The 18,533-nt window shown below is 44.0% G+C and carries 14 protein-coding genes; 7 read left to right on the plus strand and 7 right to left on the minus strand.

The window, feature by feature from the left end:
* Position 1: 1 nt before the first annotated feature.
* Both K1X76_04485 and clpB read left to right on the plus strand, forming a co-directional pair.
* Positions 2–1,483, plus strand: coding sequence for a Do family serine endopeptidase (locus K1X76_04485; protein MBX7148319.1), 1,482 nt, complete (start codon positions 2–4; stop codon positions 1,481–1,483).
* Complete coding sequence (gene clpB, locus K1X76_04490; GenBank protein ID MBX7148320.1) at positions 1,483–4,056, plus strand: ATP-dependent chaperone ClpB; 2,574 nt, start codon at positions 1,483–1,485, stop codon at positions 4,054–4,056. Before K1X76_04485 ends, clpB begins: the two co-directional genes overlap by 1 nt.
* Before the next feature lie 48 nt (positions 4,057–4,104).
* On the opposite strand, the gene K1X76_04495 is transcribed toward clpB, so the two are convergent.
* The 4 genes from K1X76_04495 to K1X76_04510 form a co-directional block, all read right to left on the minus strand.
* Positions 4,105–4,491 (minus strand): hypothetical protein, encoded by a 387-nt coding sequence (locus K1X76_04495; protein ID MBX7148321.1) that lies wholly within the window; start codon positions 4,489–4,491, stop codon positions 4,105–4,107.
* 237 nt (positions 4,492–4,728) lie between these two features.
* A complete protein-coding gene (locus K1X76_04500; protein MBX7148322.1) occupies positions 4,729–5,811 on the minus strand; it encodes a cytochrome-c peroxidase in 1,083 nt (360 codons plus the stop codon).
* A gap of 51 nt (positions 5,812–5,862) precedes the next feature.
* The gene (gene murJ, locus K1X76_04505) at positions 5,863–7,476 is read right to left on the minus strand and encodes a murein biosynthesis integral membrane protein MurJ (GenBank protein ID MBX7148323.1); all 1,614 of its coding nucleotides are present in this window, start codon (positions 7,474–7,476) and stop codon (positions 5,863–5,865) included.
* A gap of 77 nt (positions 7,477–7,553) precedes the next feature.
* On the minus strand, positions 7,554–8,255 hold the full coding sequence (locus tag K1X76_04510) for a hypothetical protein (protein MBX7148324.1): 702 nt from the start codon (positions 8,253–8,255) through the stop codon (positions 7,554–7,556).
* A gap of 112 nt (positions 8,256–8,367) precedes the next feature.
* On the opposite strand from K1X76_04510, the gene K1X76_04515 reads away from it, so the two are divergent.
* A complete protein-coding gene (locus K1X76_04515) occupies positions 8,368–8,703 on the plus strand; it encodes a hypothetical protein (GenBank protein ID MBX7148325.1) in 336 nt (111 codons plus the stop codon).
* Positions 8,704–8,994: 291 nt separating this feature from the next.
* Entirely contained in the window at positions 8,995–9,417 is a 423-nt protein-coding gene (locus K1X76_04520) for an RNA-binding protein (GenBank protein MBX7148326.1), read from the plus strand.
* 54 nt (positions 9,418–9,471) lie between these two features.
* On the opposite strand, the gene K1X76_04525 is transcribed toward K1X76_04520, so the two are convergent.
* Positions 9,472–10,413, minus strand: coding sequence for a universal stress protein (locus K1X76_04525; GenBank protein ID MBX7148327.1), 942 nt, complete (start codon positions 10,411–10,413; stop codon positions 9,472–9,474).
* 49 nt (positions 10,414–10,462) lie between these two features.
* Positions 10,463–11,185: a Bax inhibitor-1/YccA family protein gene (locus tag K1X76_04530; GenBank protein ID MBX7148328.1), complete on the minus strand. Its 723-nt coding sequence runs from the start codon at positions 11,183–11,185 to the stop codon at positions 10,463–10,465.
* A 268-nt stretch (positions 11,186–11,453) separates the two neighbouring features.
* Between K1X76_04530 and K1X76_04535 the strand changes: the two genes are divergently transcribed.
* Positions 11,454–12,497, plus strand: coding sequence for an NAD(P)-dependent alcohol dehydrogenase (locus tag K1X76_04535; GenBank protein ID MBX7148329.1), 1,044 nt, complete (start codon positions 11,454–11,456; stop codon positions 12,495–12,497).
* Here the strand turns inward: K1X76_04535 and K1X76_04540 are convergent.
* Positions 12,494–12,958, minus strand: a complete 465-nt coding sequence (locus tag K1X76_04540; protein MBX7148330.1) for a hypothetical protein — start codon at positions 12,956–12,958, stop codon at positions 12,494–12,496. The genes K1X76_04535 and K1X76_04540 overlap by 4 nt on opposite strands.
* 427 nt (positions 12,959–13,385) lie before the next feature.
* Here K1X76_04540 and K1X76_04545 point away from each other — a divergent pair, with 427 nt between their 5' ends.
* Positions 13,386–16,940: a CoA activase gene (locus K1X76_04545; protein ID MBX7148331.1), complete on the plus strand. Its 3,555-nt coding sequence runs from the start codon at positions 13,386–13,388 to the stop codon at positions 16,938–16,940.
* Positions 16,921–18,516 (plus strand): 2-hydroxyglutaryl-CoA dehydratase, encoded by a 1,596-nt coding sequence (locus tag K1X76_04550; protein MBX7148332.1) that lies wholly within the window; start codon positions 16,921–16,923, stop codon positions 18,514–18,516. The genes K1X76_04545 and K1X76_04550 overlap by 20 nt, the downstream gene beginning before the upstream one ends.
* The last annotated feature ends 17 nt before the right edge of the window (positions 18,517–18,533 follow it).

Consider the following 18,533-nt stretch of genomic DNA (forward strand, 5'->3'; position numbering starts at 1 on the left):
TATGAAACAAAATAAATCGCTTATTATTATCTTTTTAGCCGTCATTATTGGATCTTATTTTTTAGCCAATACACTGCTCGATCAAAAATCCAATCTGCCGCCCAACCCTGCTGCAACTCATAACACAACAAATACCAAGCCTGACGAAAACTACTTTCACACCAATTCTAATCCTCTAGGCATGCCTGCTGCCATTGGCATTGCACAACCTAATAGTTTTGCCGAACTGGTTAAAAAAGTAAAACCGGCGGTTGTTAACGTTTCTACCGCAAAAGAAGTGCGTCAAAATCCTTATGCAGGCAATCCATTTTTTAACAACCCCTATCGCAACAATCAGCAAAATGCTTCCAAAGAAGCCTACAGCTTAGGAACCGGATTTATTATTAACGAAGAAGGCTATGTACTCACCAATTTTCACGTTATTCAGGGAGCCGATGAAATTTCGGTAAAACTGGATGACGGCCGCGAGTTTAACGCCAAAGCGGTGGGACGCGATCAAAAGTTGGATATTGCCGTGCTTAAAATAGACGGCCAAGGTCCCTTCCCCTACACCAGCCTGGGTAATTCGGATGACATGAACGTGGGCGACTGGGTGGTGGCCATTGGTAACCCCTTTGGCTTGGGTCACACTGTCACCGCTGGCATTGTATCGGCCAAAGCACGCGTGCTGGGCGCTGGCCCGTATGACGATTTTATTCAAACCGATGCCTCCATTAACCCCGGCAATTCGGGCGGCCCTCTTTTTAATACCAACGGCGAAGTGATTGGCATCAATACAGCCATCATTGCTACAGGCCAAGGCTTAGGCTTTGCTATCCCCATTAATATTGCAAAAGATATAGTACCGCAGCTTATTAGCAAAGGTTCTGTCTCGCGCGGCTGGCTGGGCGTGGCTATTAGAGAAATGACAAGCGACGAAATAAAGGCTTTGGGTTTAACCCAGGCTACAGGCTCGGTTATTGGTACCGTAGTTAAGGGAGGCCCTGCCGACAAAGCTGGAATAAAAGCCGGAGATATTGTTTTAGAATTTAACGGTGAAAAGGTTGACAATGCCCACATGCTCCCTACGTTGGTAGCCAAGGCGCTGCCGGGCAGCCAGGCCAAAATTGTGTTTATGCAAGGAGGCTCCAAGTACGAGCGTACCATTACCCTGGGTTCCTTAGACGATCCCAACGCCTCGCTGGCTGGTGGTAATTTGGCCGAAACCACAATAGCCGGCATGGACATGGTGGTGCGCGAGTTAACACAGCAAGAATTATCAAGCTACCGGGCCGGTGTTTTGGTAACTCAGGTTAAACCCTCTGGCGATGCCGATGCTTTGGGTATAGCTGCAGGAGATGTACTGGTAGAAATTAATAATACGGTAGTGGATGGTATGAAAACTTTTGTGGCCAAATACAATGCCGTGCAACCCGGTAAAATTGTACGCTTAAGTTTAGTGCGCGATGGGCAAATTTTTTACATCGCGTTTAGAAAAGAATAATGAGAACCGACAAGCTCACAATTAAAGCACAAGAAGCTCTGGCCGATGCGCAAAATACGGCGCTTGAAATGAGCCATCAGGAAATGAATGCCGAGCATTTGCTCAATGCTTTACTGAAACAAAAAGACGGCCTCATTACTCCCCTCCTTCAAAAAATGGGGATAAATACAATAAGCCTTACAAACGATGTAGAACGTGAATTAGCAAAACTCCCTAAAGTTGAGGGAGCTGCCGGCGAATACATGTCGCCCAAAATTCGCATTCTCATTAACGAAGCCACTAAAGAAGCAACCCGCTTAAAAGACGATTTCGTTTCTACCGAACATTTATTACTGGCTTATTTAAGCCAAAAAGATTTGCCCGCTCAGAAAATTTTAACCAAAAACGGTGTAACAGCCGATGCCCTGCTTAAATCGCTGGTTGATATACGTGGTAATCAACGCATTACCGATCAAAATCCCGAAGAAAAATATCAGGTTTTAGAAAAGTACGCGCGCGACTTAACAGCGATTGCACGCCAAGGCAAGATTGATCCCGTCATTGGTCGTGACGAGGAAGTACGCCGTGTGGTGCAAGTACTCTCCCGCCGCACTAAAAATAATCCAGTTTTAATTGGTGAACCGGGCGTTGGTAAAACTGCTATTGTGGAAGGTTTAGCAATAAGAATTGCCAATGGCGACATACCTGAAACTTTAAAAAATAAAAAAGTTGTAGCACTCGATTTAGGCGCTCTTATTGCCGGCACCAAATACCGCGGCGAATTCGAAGACCGTTTAAAAGCGGTACTAAAAGAAATATCCTCGTCTAACGGTGAAATTATTTTATTTATTGATGAGCTTCATACTTTGGTAGGCGCCGGTGGCGCCGAAGGCTCGATGGATGCCTCCAACATGCTTAAACCCGCTTTAGCGCGAGGAGAGCTGCGTTGCGTTGGTGCTACAACACTCGATGAATACCGCAAGTACATCGAAAAAGATCCGGCCTTAGAACGCCGTTTTCAGCAGGTGTATGTGGGCGAACCAACGGTGGAAGACACCATTGCCATTTTACGCGGGCTTAAAGAAAAATACGAAGTGCATCACGGCGTTAAAATTCAGGATGCCGCCTTGGTAGCAGCCGCTACCCTCTCCCACCGTTACATTAGTGATCGTTTTTTACCCGATAAAGCAATCGATCTGGTGGATGAAGCGGCTTCCAAGTTACGCATTGAAATTGCTTCCATGCCTGCTCCTATCGATGAAATTGAACGTAAAGTAATGCAGCTTTCCATCGAAAAACAGGCTCTTTCTAAAGAAGACAATCTGGCAAGTAAAACACGTTTAAAAGCAATTGATCAGGAACTATCGGAGTTAAAAGAAAAATCGGGCACGCTTAAAGCACATTGGCAAAGCGAAAAAAATGCCATTCAAAAAATTAGAGCTATTAAAGAAGAAATTGAACAAACCAAAATTTTGGCCGAACGTGCCGAGCGCGATGGAGATTTAAACAAAGCCGCCGAACTTAAATACGGCAAGCTGCATGAGCTTGCTAAAAATCTGGAAGATCAAAACAAGAAACTGGCCGAGCTTCAGAAAGATCAAAAAATGCTGCGCGAAGAAGTGGGCGAAGAAGATATTGCCGGCATTGTAGCCCGCTGGACAGGTATTCCGGTTTCCAAAATGCTGGAGGGCGAAGCCAAAAAGCTGCTCCGCATGGAAGAACGCTTAAAAGAACGCGTGGTAGGCCAGGAAAGCGCCGTCATCAAAGTTTCCAACGCCATCCGCCGCGCCCGTGCAGGTTTGCAGGATGAGCACCGCCCCATTGGTTCGTTTATGTTTTTAGGGCCCACCGGTGTAGGTAAAACCGAAACCGCCAAAGCTTTAGCCGAATTTTTATTTGATAATGAACAAGCCATGGTGCGCATTGACATGTCGGAGTTTATGGAAAAGCATTCTGTATCCCGCCTGATTGGCGCACCTCCAGGCTATGTGGGCTATGATGAAGGCGGATATTTAACCGAAGCCGTACGTCGTCGACCCTACGCCGTTATTTTGCTCGATGAAATTGAAAAAGCGCATCCGGATGTCTTCAACATTCTGCTCCAGATTTTAGATGACGGTCGTTTAACCGACGGTCAGGGAAGAACGGTAGATTTTAAAAATGCGGTGATTATCATGACGAGCAATATCGGCTCGCAACTCCTGCTGGAAGAAAGCAACATGAAAAAAGCGGAAGCGGGCGTGATGGAAATTTTAAAAAAATCATTCAAGCCCGAATTTTTAAACCGCGTGGACGATATTATTTTCTTTAGCCCGCTCAGTGAGGAAAACATTCGTCATATCGTGTCCATCCAAATGGGACATCTGCAAAAACTCCTCTCTCGTCGTAATTTAAAAATTAAAGTGGATGAAAATGTACTGGATAACCTTGCAAAGATAGGATTCGACCCTGTTTACGGCGCCCGCCCTCTCAAACGCGCCATTCAAAAAATGATTCAAGACCCATTAGCAATTGAAGTGCTCGAAGGAAAATTTAAGGAAGGCGATACGATTAAGGCTACGCTCGGGAAAAATGATACGATTGAGTTTAAATAAAAAAGCCCCGGGCTGAGCCGGGGCTATTCAAGAGTAAAAACTTTATATTTAGTCCTGCGGCATGTTACGAACCATGTTTGATAGAGATGCCTGCTCAATAATACTTGAATCATCAAAACTACAAGTGTTGTCCATATTAACAAAGCCCTGATAATCCTGCAAATATATGCCACTAACATCAATATCACACACTTTCGCGGCAGATTTTATTTCTTGCATACATACAGCCGGATAATGAGTTATCTGACACACAGCCACCACATTAGCAGCAGCATCACAACAAGCATCCTCTGCATTTTTCGCCATAACAAATTGGCTCGAACTCACATCAGGAACAACTACCTTCTTATTAAAATTATAATCTCCAGCATAAGCAAATTTCATAAAGCTAAAACCCATCAATAAAACCAAAGTTGTTAAGATTGTATTTTTCATAAAAATGCCCCTTTTCCATTTTCCGCCCAGTTAAACATGTAGGATTTATTGCAACAGATATGCCAAATTATAACCATTGAAATTACTGTGCTTTTTTAAAATATCCAGAACTAGAAGAGGCCCCATCCCCCCAAAAAAAATTAGGTTTTCAGGTGTCAAGTCATCATCAGATTAAACCCTAAACAAAAAGCCCCCTTCAATAAGGGGGCTTTTTACATTCATTATATAAGCAATTGGTTAATTCGGATCGGCAGCCGGTGTTGTGGGGCTGCTCGGTGGTAAAACAGGTTCCTCAATATAAGTGGTGGGCAGCTTACCGGTAAGTGTGTTTAAAAAAGTAATAATCGAGGCCACATCATCACCCGATAAATCTTTGCCCAGCTGGTGTTTGCCCATCAACACCACCGCTTCATCCAGAGAAGCCACCTTGCCGTTATGAAAATACGGCGCCGTTTTGGCTACATTGCGCAGTGAGGGCACTTTAAAAAACATTTTATCGGCTTCGTTTTTGGTGTGATCAAAACGCCCCAAATCGCTCTGATCGGGATATGGAATAATCAGCCCCAGCTTTTGATACATGGCACCTCCCACATAAGTCCCCATGTGGCAGGTAATACAACCGGTATCCACAAACTTTTTAAGCCCGGCTTTTTCGGCATCCGTCAGCGCCTTGTCGTCACCGTTAATATAGGCATCAAAAGCAGATGGGGTTGTAAGCCCGCGCTCAAAAGCACCGATGGCTTTTCCAAAATTGTTGTAGGTAACAGGGTCGGCTTCGCCCGGAAAAGCCTTTCCAAAGCTTTCCACATAACCAGGAATCGATTTCAACAAGGCAATCACACTGGCTTCATCTTTCATGGCCATTTCAACGGGATTAAGCACCGGCCCTTTGGCCTGTTCTTCCACCGTGGGAGCTCGCCCATCCCAGAATTGTACAAAATGACCGGCGGCATTATAAACCGTGGGTGAATTACGCCCGCCCTTCTGCCCCTTATGCCCCTCCGAAACCGCTTTGTTATCCACACCAAAAGTACTTAAACCGTGGCAACTGTTACACGAAACATCATGGTTTTTGGACAAACGTTTATCGAAATACAACTGGCGCCCCAGATTTACTTTTTCTTCGGTAACAGGGTTATCGGTGCTCTCCATCACGGGAGGCAACGCTCCAAAAGCAGCCAAAATGGCCCTGTCGGGATTTGCAGCCGGAGCACTCTGTTCTACCGGCTCTTCTTTTTTGGGAGCAACCGCTTCCTCCTTTTTACCACAACCATTAATCACAGCTGATAAAAGAAAAATAAAAAGCACACCCTTTTTCATAAGACCTCCAAATTAAAATTTGTGGAAAATTAAATGATTTTAAAATCTTCGTCAAAGTCTAATTTTTCTTTTGATGGACTGCATTAACGCCGTAGCTTCCTCCAACCTGAGCGCATTGGAAATAGCCATATAAACAAGAGAGGTCAGTAAAATGGGAACAAGGGGGACAAATAATCTGCCGTGGGGTAATACCAGCTGCAAAGCAAAACCCGCTCCTACCGATACAGCTGATGCGAGAATAATTTTAAACGTAGTAGCAATCAACTCATTATCCCAAACATCACTCGCCTTCTTTTTAAAGAAAAAAGCCAACAGCGCAAAATTAATGGAGGCTACAAGAGACGTGGACAGTGCCAATCCCCAATGAGAAAAGTGAAAATAAAAAACCATTAAATATCCCAACACAAAATTAACCGCGATGGAAATAAGTGACACCCGCATGGGTAATTTGGCATCATCAAAAGCTAAAAAAGCCGGCTGATAAACTTTAATAAGGGCATAAAATCCAAGCCCCATCGCATAGGCCTTTAGCGCCAGAGCTGTTTGATAAGCATCATAATCGGTAAAATGCCCGTATTGATAAATAAGGCTGATAATAGGTTTTGCAAAAACCATTAAACCCAAAGCCGATGGCACACATAAAAAAAGTGTCATCTGAATAGAACCTTTCAGTGTTTGTCTCAACTCCCCTTCTTTTCCCTGGGCCAGCAAACGAGCCAAAGCAGGAGCTGTGGCCAAACTTACCGCCACACCAAAAAGGCCGATGGGAAACTGCATGAAACGAAAAGCATAGGATAACCACGAAATACTGCCATCCGCTAAATAACTGGCAAAGTTGGTGTTGATTAAAACATTCACCTGCACGGCACTGGCCCCCACAATGGAGGGCAGCGTTAAAAGCAAAACTTTTTTAAGATTATCGTCAAAAAGAGGACGTGGAAAATGAAACCTGAACCCCAGCTTAAATAACAACGGCACCTGAATAATCCATTGCACCAGACCTCCCAACAAAGTGCCGATGGCCATCCCCAAAATAGCCTGGACAATTTCAAAGGCCGCATAAACAGGCTTGTCTCCTCCCTGCACGAGATATTTAAAACTGGAAGTCATCATCTGCGGAGAAAGCAAAAAAGAAAAAAACAAACCCGCAATGATGGAACTGATATTAAAAAAGGTGGAAGCCGATTGTGGCAGGCCAAATTTTCCCTTGGCATTAAGCATGCCCATACAAACGGCCGCGAGTGATACAAAAAGAATGAAAGGAAACAACACACGGGTAAGTTGAATGGTAAGTTCCCTTTTTTCGGGAGAAAAACCGCTGGCTAAAAGCGTAACAATCTGCGGCGCAAATATAATTCCCAATGCACAGATAATTCCAAGAAAAATAAGAACAAATATTTTAAGCCGGCTGGCCAGACGAAAAGCCGCTTCGTCACCATCCGTCACCATTTTTTTTGAAAACACACTCACAAAACTCTGCGAGAGTGCTCCTTCGGCAAACAGATCACGCAAGAGATTGGGAATACGAAAGGCTGTAATAAAGGCATCAAGGGCAGGCCCCGCCCCAAAAAAGAAAGCAAACACCATCTCACGGATTAACCCCGCAATGCGGCTAAAGAAAACAGCAAATGTGGCAATGAGGGCGTTTTTTTTAACGGAGGACAAGTAAAAAGTAAAGGGTGAAGGGTGAAGGGTGAAGGGTTAATTCTTCACAAAATACCCTACACCCCTCGCATCAAAGATTATAACTCTTTAAAACTATCAATCACACTTTCAAGCTCGGTGCGATTAGGCGAAAAAGTATCTTTTAACGTCCAGCTAATAAGCTGATGATAATTTGTAGGTGTTTCTACAATAGTATGAAAATACCAAATATCTAAATTATCACTCTTGGCTGTAATTTCATATTGCAGAGCCTTGTAGCCACCAATTGTTTTATAAACCGGCGCACTATAACGTACATCGGTTAACGGACGAATTAAATTTTGGCGAGTGAGTTCGGAATATTTTTCCAAAAACATCGACTTTTCCAAGTTAGCCTTAGCTTCACTTAGAGAAATGAAATATAGGTTCTTAGTAACATTTTCAATTTGGATGTCGGCCTTATCGTTTAAACCGGTGGTTACCGCCCAACCCGATTTCAACTCAACCTGACTTCTGTTATCAATAGTGCTACGTGCTGTACCCACCGAGGGAAATCCAGAAGGATTTGTTGCAGGCTGCCCTACTGGCATAAAGGTACTTGGGTCTTGGGGAGACGTAGAAGAACCCTGAGGCTGCACTGCAGTTGGCTGCGATGTGGAAGCAGGCGCCTGCACCGGAGGCGGTGTAGGGTCGCTACCAGCGAGCTTTTGTATAACTTGTTTAATTTGCGATTCACATCCCGTTAAAACCACTAAAAAAGCTAAAAAGAAAAGGCTCTTCATACGTAAACGAAATGGCATAAAAAAATCCTCCTATAAGGGTTGAGTTTCCTTTTATAAATGAAAACACAGAAAATTCACATATTTTTTCTTGAAAAAAATTAAAAAAAACATTACTTGAAGCTATATTTCTATGAATGACAGTCGCATTTTTAGCTTTTTTCACAGGTCGTTTAAGAGCGTTTCTCGTCCTCAACGCGAGCAAATTTTGTGTGCCATGATTCGCATTAATTACGGCACTCCCTGGAAAGGGGATGCAAAAATTTTAGAAAACTTCTTCCCGATTTGGTTTCATAAAAGCCTCATAGTGGGCGGACTTACTCAACTCATTGAAGCCTTAAGCCCCTTTACCGATGAACCTACCGAGCATGGCTTTGACAAATCAGCTTCAGCTGGCCAAGGCATGCCGGCACGAGCACTAGAAGCAACAGCTTCAATCAACATCTTAACTACCGATATTCCCTTATAATGTATCACGTTAGATATATATACTTAAGATACTGTTTTTTATAGACTTTAAACCACACTACAGGCGCTAACTTAAGCGTTTTATTTTTATTTAAACAAAACATTGCTCTTTATCTAACCCTTATGCTACCTTGAGGTCGTGTTTGCACAAATCAATTCGAGCTTAGCCGACAACTGGTCTACCCCAATTTTAGGCCCCTCAATTCGTTTGATGCCTGTATCAATAATCTTCGAGGATTACAGCATAAAGCTGGATCAAGTCGAAAATAAAAACAACCTATAAGGAGTGTTTGTGAGTAAGAAAGTATACGTAGGGAGCCTTCCCTATTCTGTTGATGATGAACAATTAAACCAAATGGCCGCCGAATTTGGTCAAGTCGCTTCTGCAAAAGTGATTATGGACAAGTTTACGGGTCAATCCAAAGGTTTCGGATTCGTTGAATATGCAAACGATGACGATGCCGATAAAGCCATTAATGGTTTAAACGGAAAAGAAGTGGGTGGACGCACATTAAAAGCTAATGAAGCTAAGCCGATGGAACCTCGTGGTGACCGTCCTTTCAACCGTGGCGGTGGCCGTGGTGGTTTTGGTGGCGGACGCGGCGGCGGTGGCCGTGGCGGTTTTGGTGGTGGTCGTGGTGGAGACCGTGGCGGTGATCGCGGCAATGACCGTGGTGAACGCCGTGGCGGAGACCGTCCCCGTCGCTGGGAATAAACCCCGTTACAATTTGTGTAGTACAAATAAAAAGCCCCGCAAACGCGGGGTTTTTTATTGCCTTAAAAGAACAAGCACAGCTTTTAAATTTTGAGCCACTGCAATAGCATGCGAATGATGGCTTAAAATGCTTTCGTTCCCATGCGGGGGAGCTGCCATCATCACACAATCCACCTCTTCTTTTTGCCCTATTGCCGCCATAGCATCGGTAAAATGCCCTTTTACGTTTTGATACTCGTGATTCTGCCCCTGCCAATTAGCTAGCTCAAGAGCCTTTTCAATTTTTATTTCTTCGTTTACAGCAAAAGAGTTGGGTGCATGAACATGCACCACCGAAATTTGTGCATGTGTTAAACGCGCAAAATCAAGTGCCTTACGTAAGGCAATAAGCGCATAACTTGTGCCATCAAACGGAACAAGAATGTGTTTATAGGCAGCGGTTTTTGACTGTGGATGAACCAGTACCAGCGATAAAGGCGAATGCAAAATAAGCTCGTACGCTACACTCCCCTGCCTAAACGCATCAAAATTACTTTTGCCCTCGCATCCTAAAAACAACCAATCACAACCAGAACTCACCCCCATCCTATTTAACTCGCTGGCTGCATCCTCACCATATCCATACACAAACCCCAAATTATAATCATGCGTGCTTACTCCTGGCGTGGGTTCAAAAAGCTGCTTTATATTTTGCTCGCGTTCTATAGAAGGCGAACTTCCTTGTGGCAAAACAGCATAAACCGAAAGCTGACTTTGATATAAAAACGCAAAGTGACTGGCCACCATAATAGTTTTATCGGCAAGTTCACTCCCATCATCGCCCACAGCCATACGCATGGGCTTATTAAAAAATATTTCGGGATGATAACCGGGTTTATCTAAAACAGGCTCAACATGAACGTGCGAACCCTCGGAAACCTGCTGATAAGCCAAGGATGCTAAAGGCTGCGTCGTATTTGTTTTTTCTGTTTTGCTGGCCTGGATATTGACGCTCAAAATTTACATCGGGCCTGTAGATCGTAATTTTTTGCATCGGCCAAAAATGTTACTTTTTCTTGCCCATGAGGCGCAGCAAACTTAAAAACAAATTAATAAAATCGAGATATAAAATGAGCGCCCCATGAATGGCTTCTTTATGATCCTCCGCTGTTCCTTCGTTTCCAATAATGTTCGTCGCTTTAATTTTTTGCGTGTCGTACGCGGTAAGCCCTGCAAACACAATAACTCCTACAATACCATAAACCTTGCTTGCCGTAGACGTCATCATCGATGGAAAAAAGAGTGAAAGAAGTCCAAAACCAATCATACCCCAAAGCCCCATCATGCAAAACGAGCCTACGGGCCCTAAATCGCGTTTGGTAATAAAACCAAAAGCCGATAGGCCAGCAAACGCAAATGAGGTGATTCCAAAAACCTGCACAATACTTTCACGTGTATAAACAAAAAAGATAACCGAAAGTGTTAAGCCTGTTAAGAAACAGTAAAATAAATACAAACCTGTTGCTGCTGGTGCCGATATTTTTTGTACAAAAGCCGAAAAGCTAATCACGCACAAAACTTCGGCTATAAGCAAACCGTAAAAAACAATCTTGTTCATTAAAATGAGTCGCACCAGTTGCTCGTTAGAAGCTACATACATAGATGTGACAGCCGACAACAGCACACCAATAGCCATCCACATATAAACCCGCGACATAAAACGGGCATTTTCGGCCGCAATATCTTGGGGGGTGTTTTGGGGTTTTTGTAATTGTGAAATGTAATCCATATGGGCTCCTTTTTGATAATGGGAAGATTATGCCTGAATTTTTAAGAGATACAATGGAAAGAATGTATAAACTTGTTGGCTGTTGCCACCTAACTCCATCAACGCCCCCATCAACACACTAGGGGCTGCAAACTGGCAATAGGTCCCATAGTAGTTAAGCAGTCTGGCAAAAATCGATTGCCAAGGTTAGTCCGCTTGGTCAAAAATGCCCTCTACTCTTTAAAGAAAAGAGTTTGATTATTTCCTATAGGCCCGTTAAAAAACATGAATGACTTCTACTTTTGCCTATGCAGCCCACAACCCTAAAGATCCTTTAAGCCCCCTCTCCATCAACCGTCGCGCTTTAGGACCACGCGATATATTAATCCGCATTGATTATTGCGGTGTTTGCCATTCAGATATTCATCAGGCCCGCGATGAATGGGGCGGTTCCATTTTTCCCATGGTTCCCGGTCACGAAATTGTAGGCACCGTTATTTCCCTGGGAAAGGACGTGAAAAGGTACCACATGGGCGATAGCGTAGGTGTTGGCTGCATGGTGGATTCGTGCCGCCAGTGCTCGTCGTGCCAAGTAGGGCTGGAGCAATATTGTGAGGGAAAACTTGTTTTTACCTATAATTCTACAGAAAAGGACGGAACCCCTACTTATGGCGGGTATTCAAGCCAAATTGTGGTGGGCGAGGATTTTGTGCTTAAAATTCCTGATTCGTTAGCGCTAGATAAAACCGCTCCTCTCTTGTGCGCCGGCATCACCACCTACTCGCCGCTGGTTCATTGGAAAGCGGGACCTGGTAAAAAAATAGCCGTGGTAGGCTTGGGAGGGCTAGGGCATATGGCCGTTAAACTGGCCAAAGCCATGGGAGCCGAAGTAACTGTATTAAGCCAATCGCTGAAAAAAAAGGAGGATGGTTTACGACTAGGCGCTTCGCATTTTTACTCTACGGCAGATGCTGCCACTTTTAAAAAATTATCCAAATCATTTGATTTGATCCTCAATACAGTATCGGTAGATTTGGATTGGAATCAGTATTTAAATCTCCTAAAACGAGACGGCACCCTGGTACTACTGGGTGTTCCACCCAAAGCGCCTCCGGTAGAAGCTTTTAGCTTGATTGGAGCCAGAAGAAATTTGGCAGGTTCTTTAATCGGAGGCATTGCCGAAACACAGGAGATGCTCAATTTTTGTGGCAAGCACCAGATTGTATCCGATATTGAACTCATCCCGATGGCCTTCATCAACCAAGCTTACGAACGCATGATTCGCGGGGATGTGCGCTACCGTTTTGTAATCGACATGAAATCCTTGGGTTAAGGCCTGAAAAAATAAAACAGATTGAGTACCGTTACTAAACCATCCACGATAGTAATTTCCAAAAATTTGAGGTTCACATATCCTCTTTTATGGACCAAGCAATCGAGGGCAAATTGAGAAAAGTTGGCAGCGGCAAAAAACAAAAAAAGAGGCTTTTGGGGTTCTACGGGATAAACTATAACTAAAATAGCCAAAAGAGAAACGGCAAAATTCATACCCCCCAAAAATTGCGTGGCCAGTTGCCCTGTAAGTGCCACAGGTCTGTCTACCGTATAACGGGCCAACACACCCCGAGCAAAAACAACAAAATAATAACCCGCCAAAAAATGCCAGAGGGCATTAATTAAAAATACATGATGATGACGGTAGAGAATATACGAACGCACATCCTCCTGAAAGAAAGAAGCAAAAACCAATATCACCACCAAAACCAAGACGATCAAGCTTAAATTTTTTCTCATGGAATCCTCGGCAGAAGTTAACTACCAGAAGTACGCTGATAAATAAAGGCAGCATTAAAGAATTTTCTTCTTAGAAGCTAACAACATTGTTTATAGTATGTAACCCACAATAAAGATGGCTCTTGATATGACAGCCAATACCCGTTTTAATAAAGCTTCAATTGGCTTGCCCGTAAAAAAAGAAAAATAAATCGGAGTTTATAAACCTTCTACAGGGGCTTCTTTTAATGATGATGGATTATTCCTGAATTTCTGAGAGATACAAATGGGAAGTGTAGGATTAAGACTGTACTGACATGTCAGTTTTTTATTGACTTAGATCATCTTAGAGCGTAAAAATCACCGAAATCTTTAGGTTTTCGAAGATCCTTACCTCAGACCCTCTCTTCCCGCGATCTGCGATAAACGATCTACGATCCACGCGAACATGACCCAAGAACTGATGATTGGCATGGATGTTGGCTCCACTACCGTTAAAGCTGTTGTTGTAGATCCCCAAACGCTTAAAATTCTGTGGAGCGATTATCAACGCCACGAAACACGTCAGCCCGAAAAAGTTCTCGAATTCCTCATCCGCATCGGTAACGAATTTAATTATGTTCCCAAAAATAATATCCGTCTCTTTATTACCGGCTCGGGAGCTGGACCACTGTGCACACCACTTGGAGCTAAATTTGTACAAGAAGTAAACTCGGTAACCTTGGCCGTTGAAAAACTCCATCCCGATGTAGGCTCGGTTATCGAACTGGGCGGCCAGGATGCCAAAATTATTATCTTTAAAAAGAACGAAGAAACCGGCGAAAAACAGGCCATCACCTCCATGAACGATAAATGCGCCTCCGGTACCGGTGCCACTATTGATAAATGCATGATCAAAGTAGGAGCCGATAAAAACTTATGCGGCAATCTCGTGTTTGATTCTACCAAACTCCACCACGTAGCTGCCAAATGTGGTGTATTTGCCGAAACGGATATCGTTAATCTTGTTAAATCTGGTTTGCCCGCTGGAGAAATTCTCAACTCTTTGGCCGATGCCATTGTAATGCAAAATCTCTCAGTACTCACCCGCGGTAATACTTTGCGTCACCGTGTAATTTTACTCGGCGGCCCCAATACTTATCTCCCCTTTCTCCAACAATGCTGGCGCGAACGTATTCCCGAAACCTGGAACGAACGCAATTATCCCTATCCCAAAGATGTACCCATCGAAGAACTGGTTTTTGTTCCCGAAAATGCACAATACTATGCCGCTTATGGCGCTGTTCTTTACGGGCTCTACGAACCTGCCGATGTGGGCCTATATAAAGGCTTGGACGATCTCAAAAATTTCATCCAGTTTGGACGCAAAGAAAAACTGGGCGCTACAGCCGGTGCCCCACTTGTTAAAACACAAGAAGAACTGGACACTTTTAAAAGCGACTACGCGATCCCCAAATTTAAACCCAAAACCATTATTCCCGGTTCTGTTGTAAAAGGATTTATTGGACTCGATGGCGGTTCTACCTCGTCCAAAGCAGTGCTGGTAGATGAAGACGGCGATATTGTACTAAAAGCCTATCAACTATCAAAAGGTAATCCCATTCAAGATACCAAAGAACTTTTAAAACAAATTAAAGATGTCATCGAAAGCGCCGGCGCAACACTTGAAGTAAAAGGTTTTGGCGCCACTGGTTATGCCGCCGATGTGTTGGAACAAACCGTAAAAGCCGATGTGAACATTGTAGAAACTGTAGCCCACATGATGAGTGCCGTGCATTTTTGCGGTGATATCGATGTAATTTGCGATATTGGCGGGCAAGATATTAAAGTGCTTTTCATGCAAAATGGGGAGATCAAAAATTTTAAACTCTCCAACCAATGCTCTGCCGGAAATGGCATGTTGCTGCAAGCCATGGCCGATCAATTTGGTATACCGGTTACCGAATATGCCGAAACCGCCTTTAAAGCAAATTTAGCCCCCAAGTTTTCGTACGGCTGTGCCGTGTTTTTAGATAGCGATAGAGTTAATTTTCAAAAAGAAGGTTTTGCCAAAGAAGAACTCTTGGCAGGACTTGCCCAAGTGCTCCCTAAAAACGTGTGGCAATATGTGGTGCAAATTCCACGCATGGCCGAACTTGGGAAAAGTTTTGTGTTACAGGGCGGCACACAATATAACCTCGCCGCGGTTAAAGCCCAGGTGGATTATATTAAGGAGCGCGTTCCCGGTTGCGAAGTAAAAGTACACCCTCATCCCGGCGAAGCCGGTGCCATTGGAGCGGCCATGGAAACACGCCGCGTGGTGCAGCGTCGCGGCTATTCCAATTTTATTGGTTTAAATGAAGCCATCAATATTACCTATGTGGCCAAAAACGATGAAGAAACCAAATGCACCTTCTGCCCCAACAATTGCAGCCGCACCTTCATCGACAGCACAACACCCGATGGCCACACCGCACGTTACATTTCTGGCTTTAGCTGCGAAAAAGGAACCGTTGAATCCAAAGAAGAAATGGTAAAAATTGCCCGCAAGCGCAACGAATTAAAAAAGCAATACCCCAACCTGGTTGATTACGAATCAAAAACGGCCTTTAAAGCTTATCCCGTGGAAGCGCTTCCTCAAAATGGACAGCCTATTGATGATATACTGGTCAAGAAAACTCTACTGGGCAATATCAAGCGCGTTCCCATCAAACGTAATTTTGTAAGATCGAGCGAAGCCGCTCTGGAAAAACGCAAAAATATCCGTATCGCGATCCCGCGCGTGCTCAACAATTATTCTACCGCTCCTATCTGGACTTCTTATTTTCGTACATTGGGAATTCCCGAGGACAATATTGTTTTTTCGGATTACTCGTCGGAAGACATGTTTGCCGAAGGCGGCAAGTATGGATCTATCGACCCCTGCTACCCGTCTAAAGTGGCGCAGGCTCATATCCACAATATTTTATTTCACAAACATACGGCCGAAAAACCGCTGCATTATATTTTCTTTCCTGTACTCACGCATGTTCCCAGCTTTTTGGAAGATGTGGTCGATACCGCCTCGTGCCCTATTGTGGCCGGTACGCCCGAGGTGATGAAAGCTGCTTTCACAAAAGAAAATAATTTTTTTAAAGAACGGGGCATTACTTATTTATCCACCGCACTCACCTTGAATGAGCCCACACTCTTTAAAAAGCAGATGTTTGAAGCCTTTCAGCACATTTTGGATATCACCGAAGACGAATCGGATTTTGCAGTAAACCAAGGCTGGAAAGGCCTTAAAATGCACGAGGATGAACTCACCAAAAAAGGCCGTGAAGTTTTAGATTGGGCCGAAGCCAATGATAAAATGGTCATCCTCATGCTGGGCCGCCCTTATCACTCCGACCCCGGTTTAAATCACGATGTGTTAGATGAGTTTCAGGTACTCGGTTATCCCATTTTATCGATGCGCTCTCTTCCTAACGATAAAGAATATTTACAAAAACTCTACGCACGCGATTTAAAACAAAACGATAAAACAAATCCGCTCTCCATTAAGGATGTATGGCCCGAAAATTATTCGGCCAACTCTTCACAAAAAGTATGGGCCGCCAAATTTGCGGCCCGCCATCCCAATATCGCGGTGCTCGATCTCTCAAGCTTTAAATGCGGCCACGATGCGCCCACTTATGGCATTATCGATAAAATTATTGCCACCAGTGGCACCCCCTACTCGGCTTTGCACGATATCGACGCCAACAAACCAGGCGGCTCCATAAAAATCCGTGTTAAAACGTATGGGCACACACTCTCCATGCGTGAAGAACAATTGCAGGACGGAAAAAACAAGGAAGATATTTTGAAAAAACGTTTGGCGCAAAAACGCGCCGAGCTCTTAAAAGAAGTTGGTTTTACCGAGGAAACCGTCACCCGAGTCAGTGATGAGCTCCCCGCTGACCTTATCTTAAATAGCCACCCTATTATTCGTAAACAACCCACACCCCAAAAGGAGGTCCATCATGGAACTTTCGCTGTCTAACAATTTATTAAGAAATATCGATGTCGATGCTGAACTGAAAAAGTTTGAAGAGGAAGAACGTAAGAAATTAGGTTTAGAACCCAATTCTGAAAACGAAAAATTTTGGACTGATAATAAAAAGGGTGAATTTTACGGCGACCAGCGAGCCCATACCACTATTCTTGTTTCCGGGTTAACCATGGCACATGACATGTTTGTGCAAGCGGGGCTAGCCGGTTTAGGATACAGCATCAAAGCGCTCGATTGCCCCGATAACGAGGCTCTGCAGTTTGGAAAAGAATTTGGTAACCGTGGACAATGTAACCCCACCTACTTTACCGTTGGTAATTTGGTAAAATATCTCTCTAACCTGCGCGACAAAGAAGGCTGGAGCACCGAAGACATCATGAACAAACATGTATTTTTAACAGCCGGTGCCTGTGGCCCCTGCCGCTTTGGCATGTATGTTACCGAATACCGCAAGGCGCTGCGCGATGCGGGTTTTGATGGTTTCCGCGTCATGTTGTTTGATCCCAATGGTGGCATGAATCAGGTGAATGGCCGCGATCCTGGGCTACGCATGGATAAGGATTTTTATATCACACTTGCCAAATCACTTTTTACCGGCGATGCCTTAAATGCTATTATGTACAGAATTCGTCCCTATGAAGTAGTGCCTGGCTCTACCAATAAGGCCATTGATGAATGTAAAGCCGTGATTATGGAAACCTTGCGCACCAAGAAATCCATTTTAAAATCCCTTTGGACCTGCCGCAAAATTTTAAACAAGGTGGAAGTGGATCGCACCATTGTTAAACCCAAAGTAAGTGTGATTGGCGAATTTTGGGCCATGACCACCGAAGGCGATGGCAATTATCATCTGCAACGCTTTTTAGAACAAGAAGGCGCCGAGGTAGATATTCAGCTGATTGTAAACTGGATACTCTATAACATCTGGCAAGCCAAGGTAGACACCACCAATCGCGCCCGTCTTAAAGAAGCCGACGTGAATGCTCGTAAAGGTTTAAAAACCACTCAAATTTTCAAAAAGAAACTCACTCTCTGGTTTGCCGAAAAAGCATTAAAGGGAACTTTCTATACTTTTGGAAAAATCCTGGGGCTTAAACATTATCACTTAACCGATATGAACGAGAATGCGAGTCTCGCTAAAGAACATTACAATAACGAACTACGAGGAGGCGAAGGCCATATGGAAGTGGGCAAACTTATTCAATCGGTTATTCACCGCAAAGCCCACATGGTAATTTCGGTAAAACCTTTTGGTTGCATGCCCTCCTCTGGTGTATCTGATGGTGTGCAAAGTTTGATTACCGAACGCTATCCCGAAGCTATCTTTTTGCCCATTGAAACCACGGGCGATGGCGCGGTGAATGTGTATAGCCGCATCCAGATGATGCTCTTTAAAGCCAAACGCGTAGCCGAAAAGGAATACGAAGATATTTTGGCCGAAAAGAAATTAACGGTAGATAAAGTAAAAAGCAAATTAGATGGCTCACGCAAGTTTTCCAAGGCCACGCATTACAGCCCGCATATTAAAGCAGGAACGGCCGCTAACTTTTTGCTAGAAGTGGCTTGATGGAAACGTCATTGACT

Source organism: bacterium, assembly GCA_019695305.1.
Taxonomy (GTDB): domain Bacteria; phylum UBA10199; class UBA10199; order UBA10199; family JAIBAG01; genus JAIBAG01.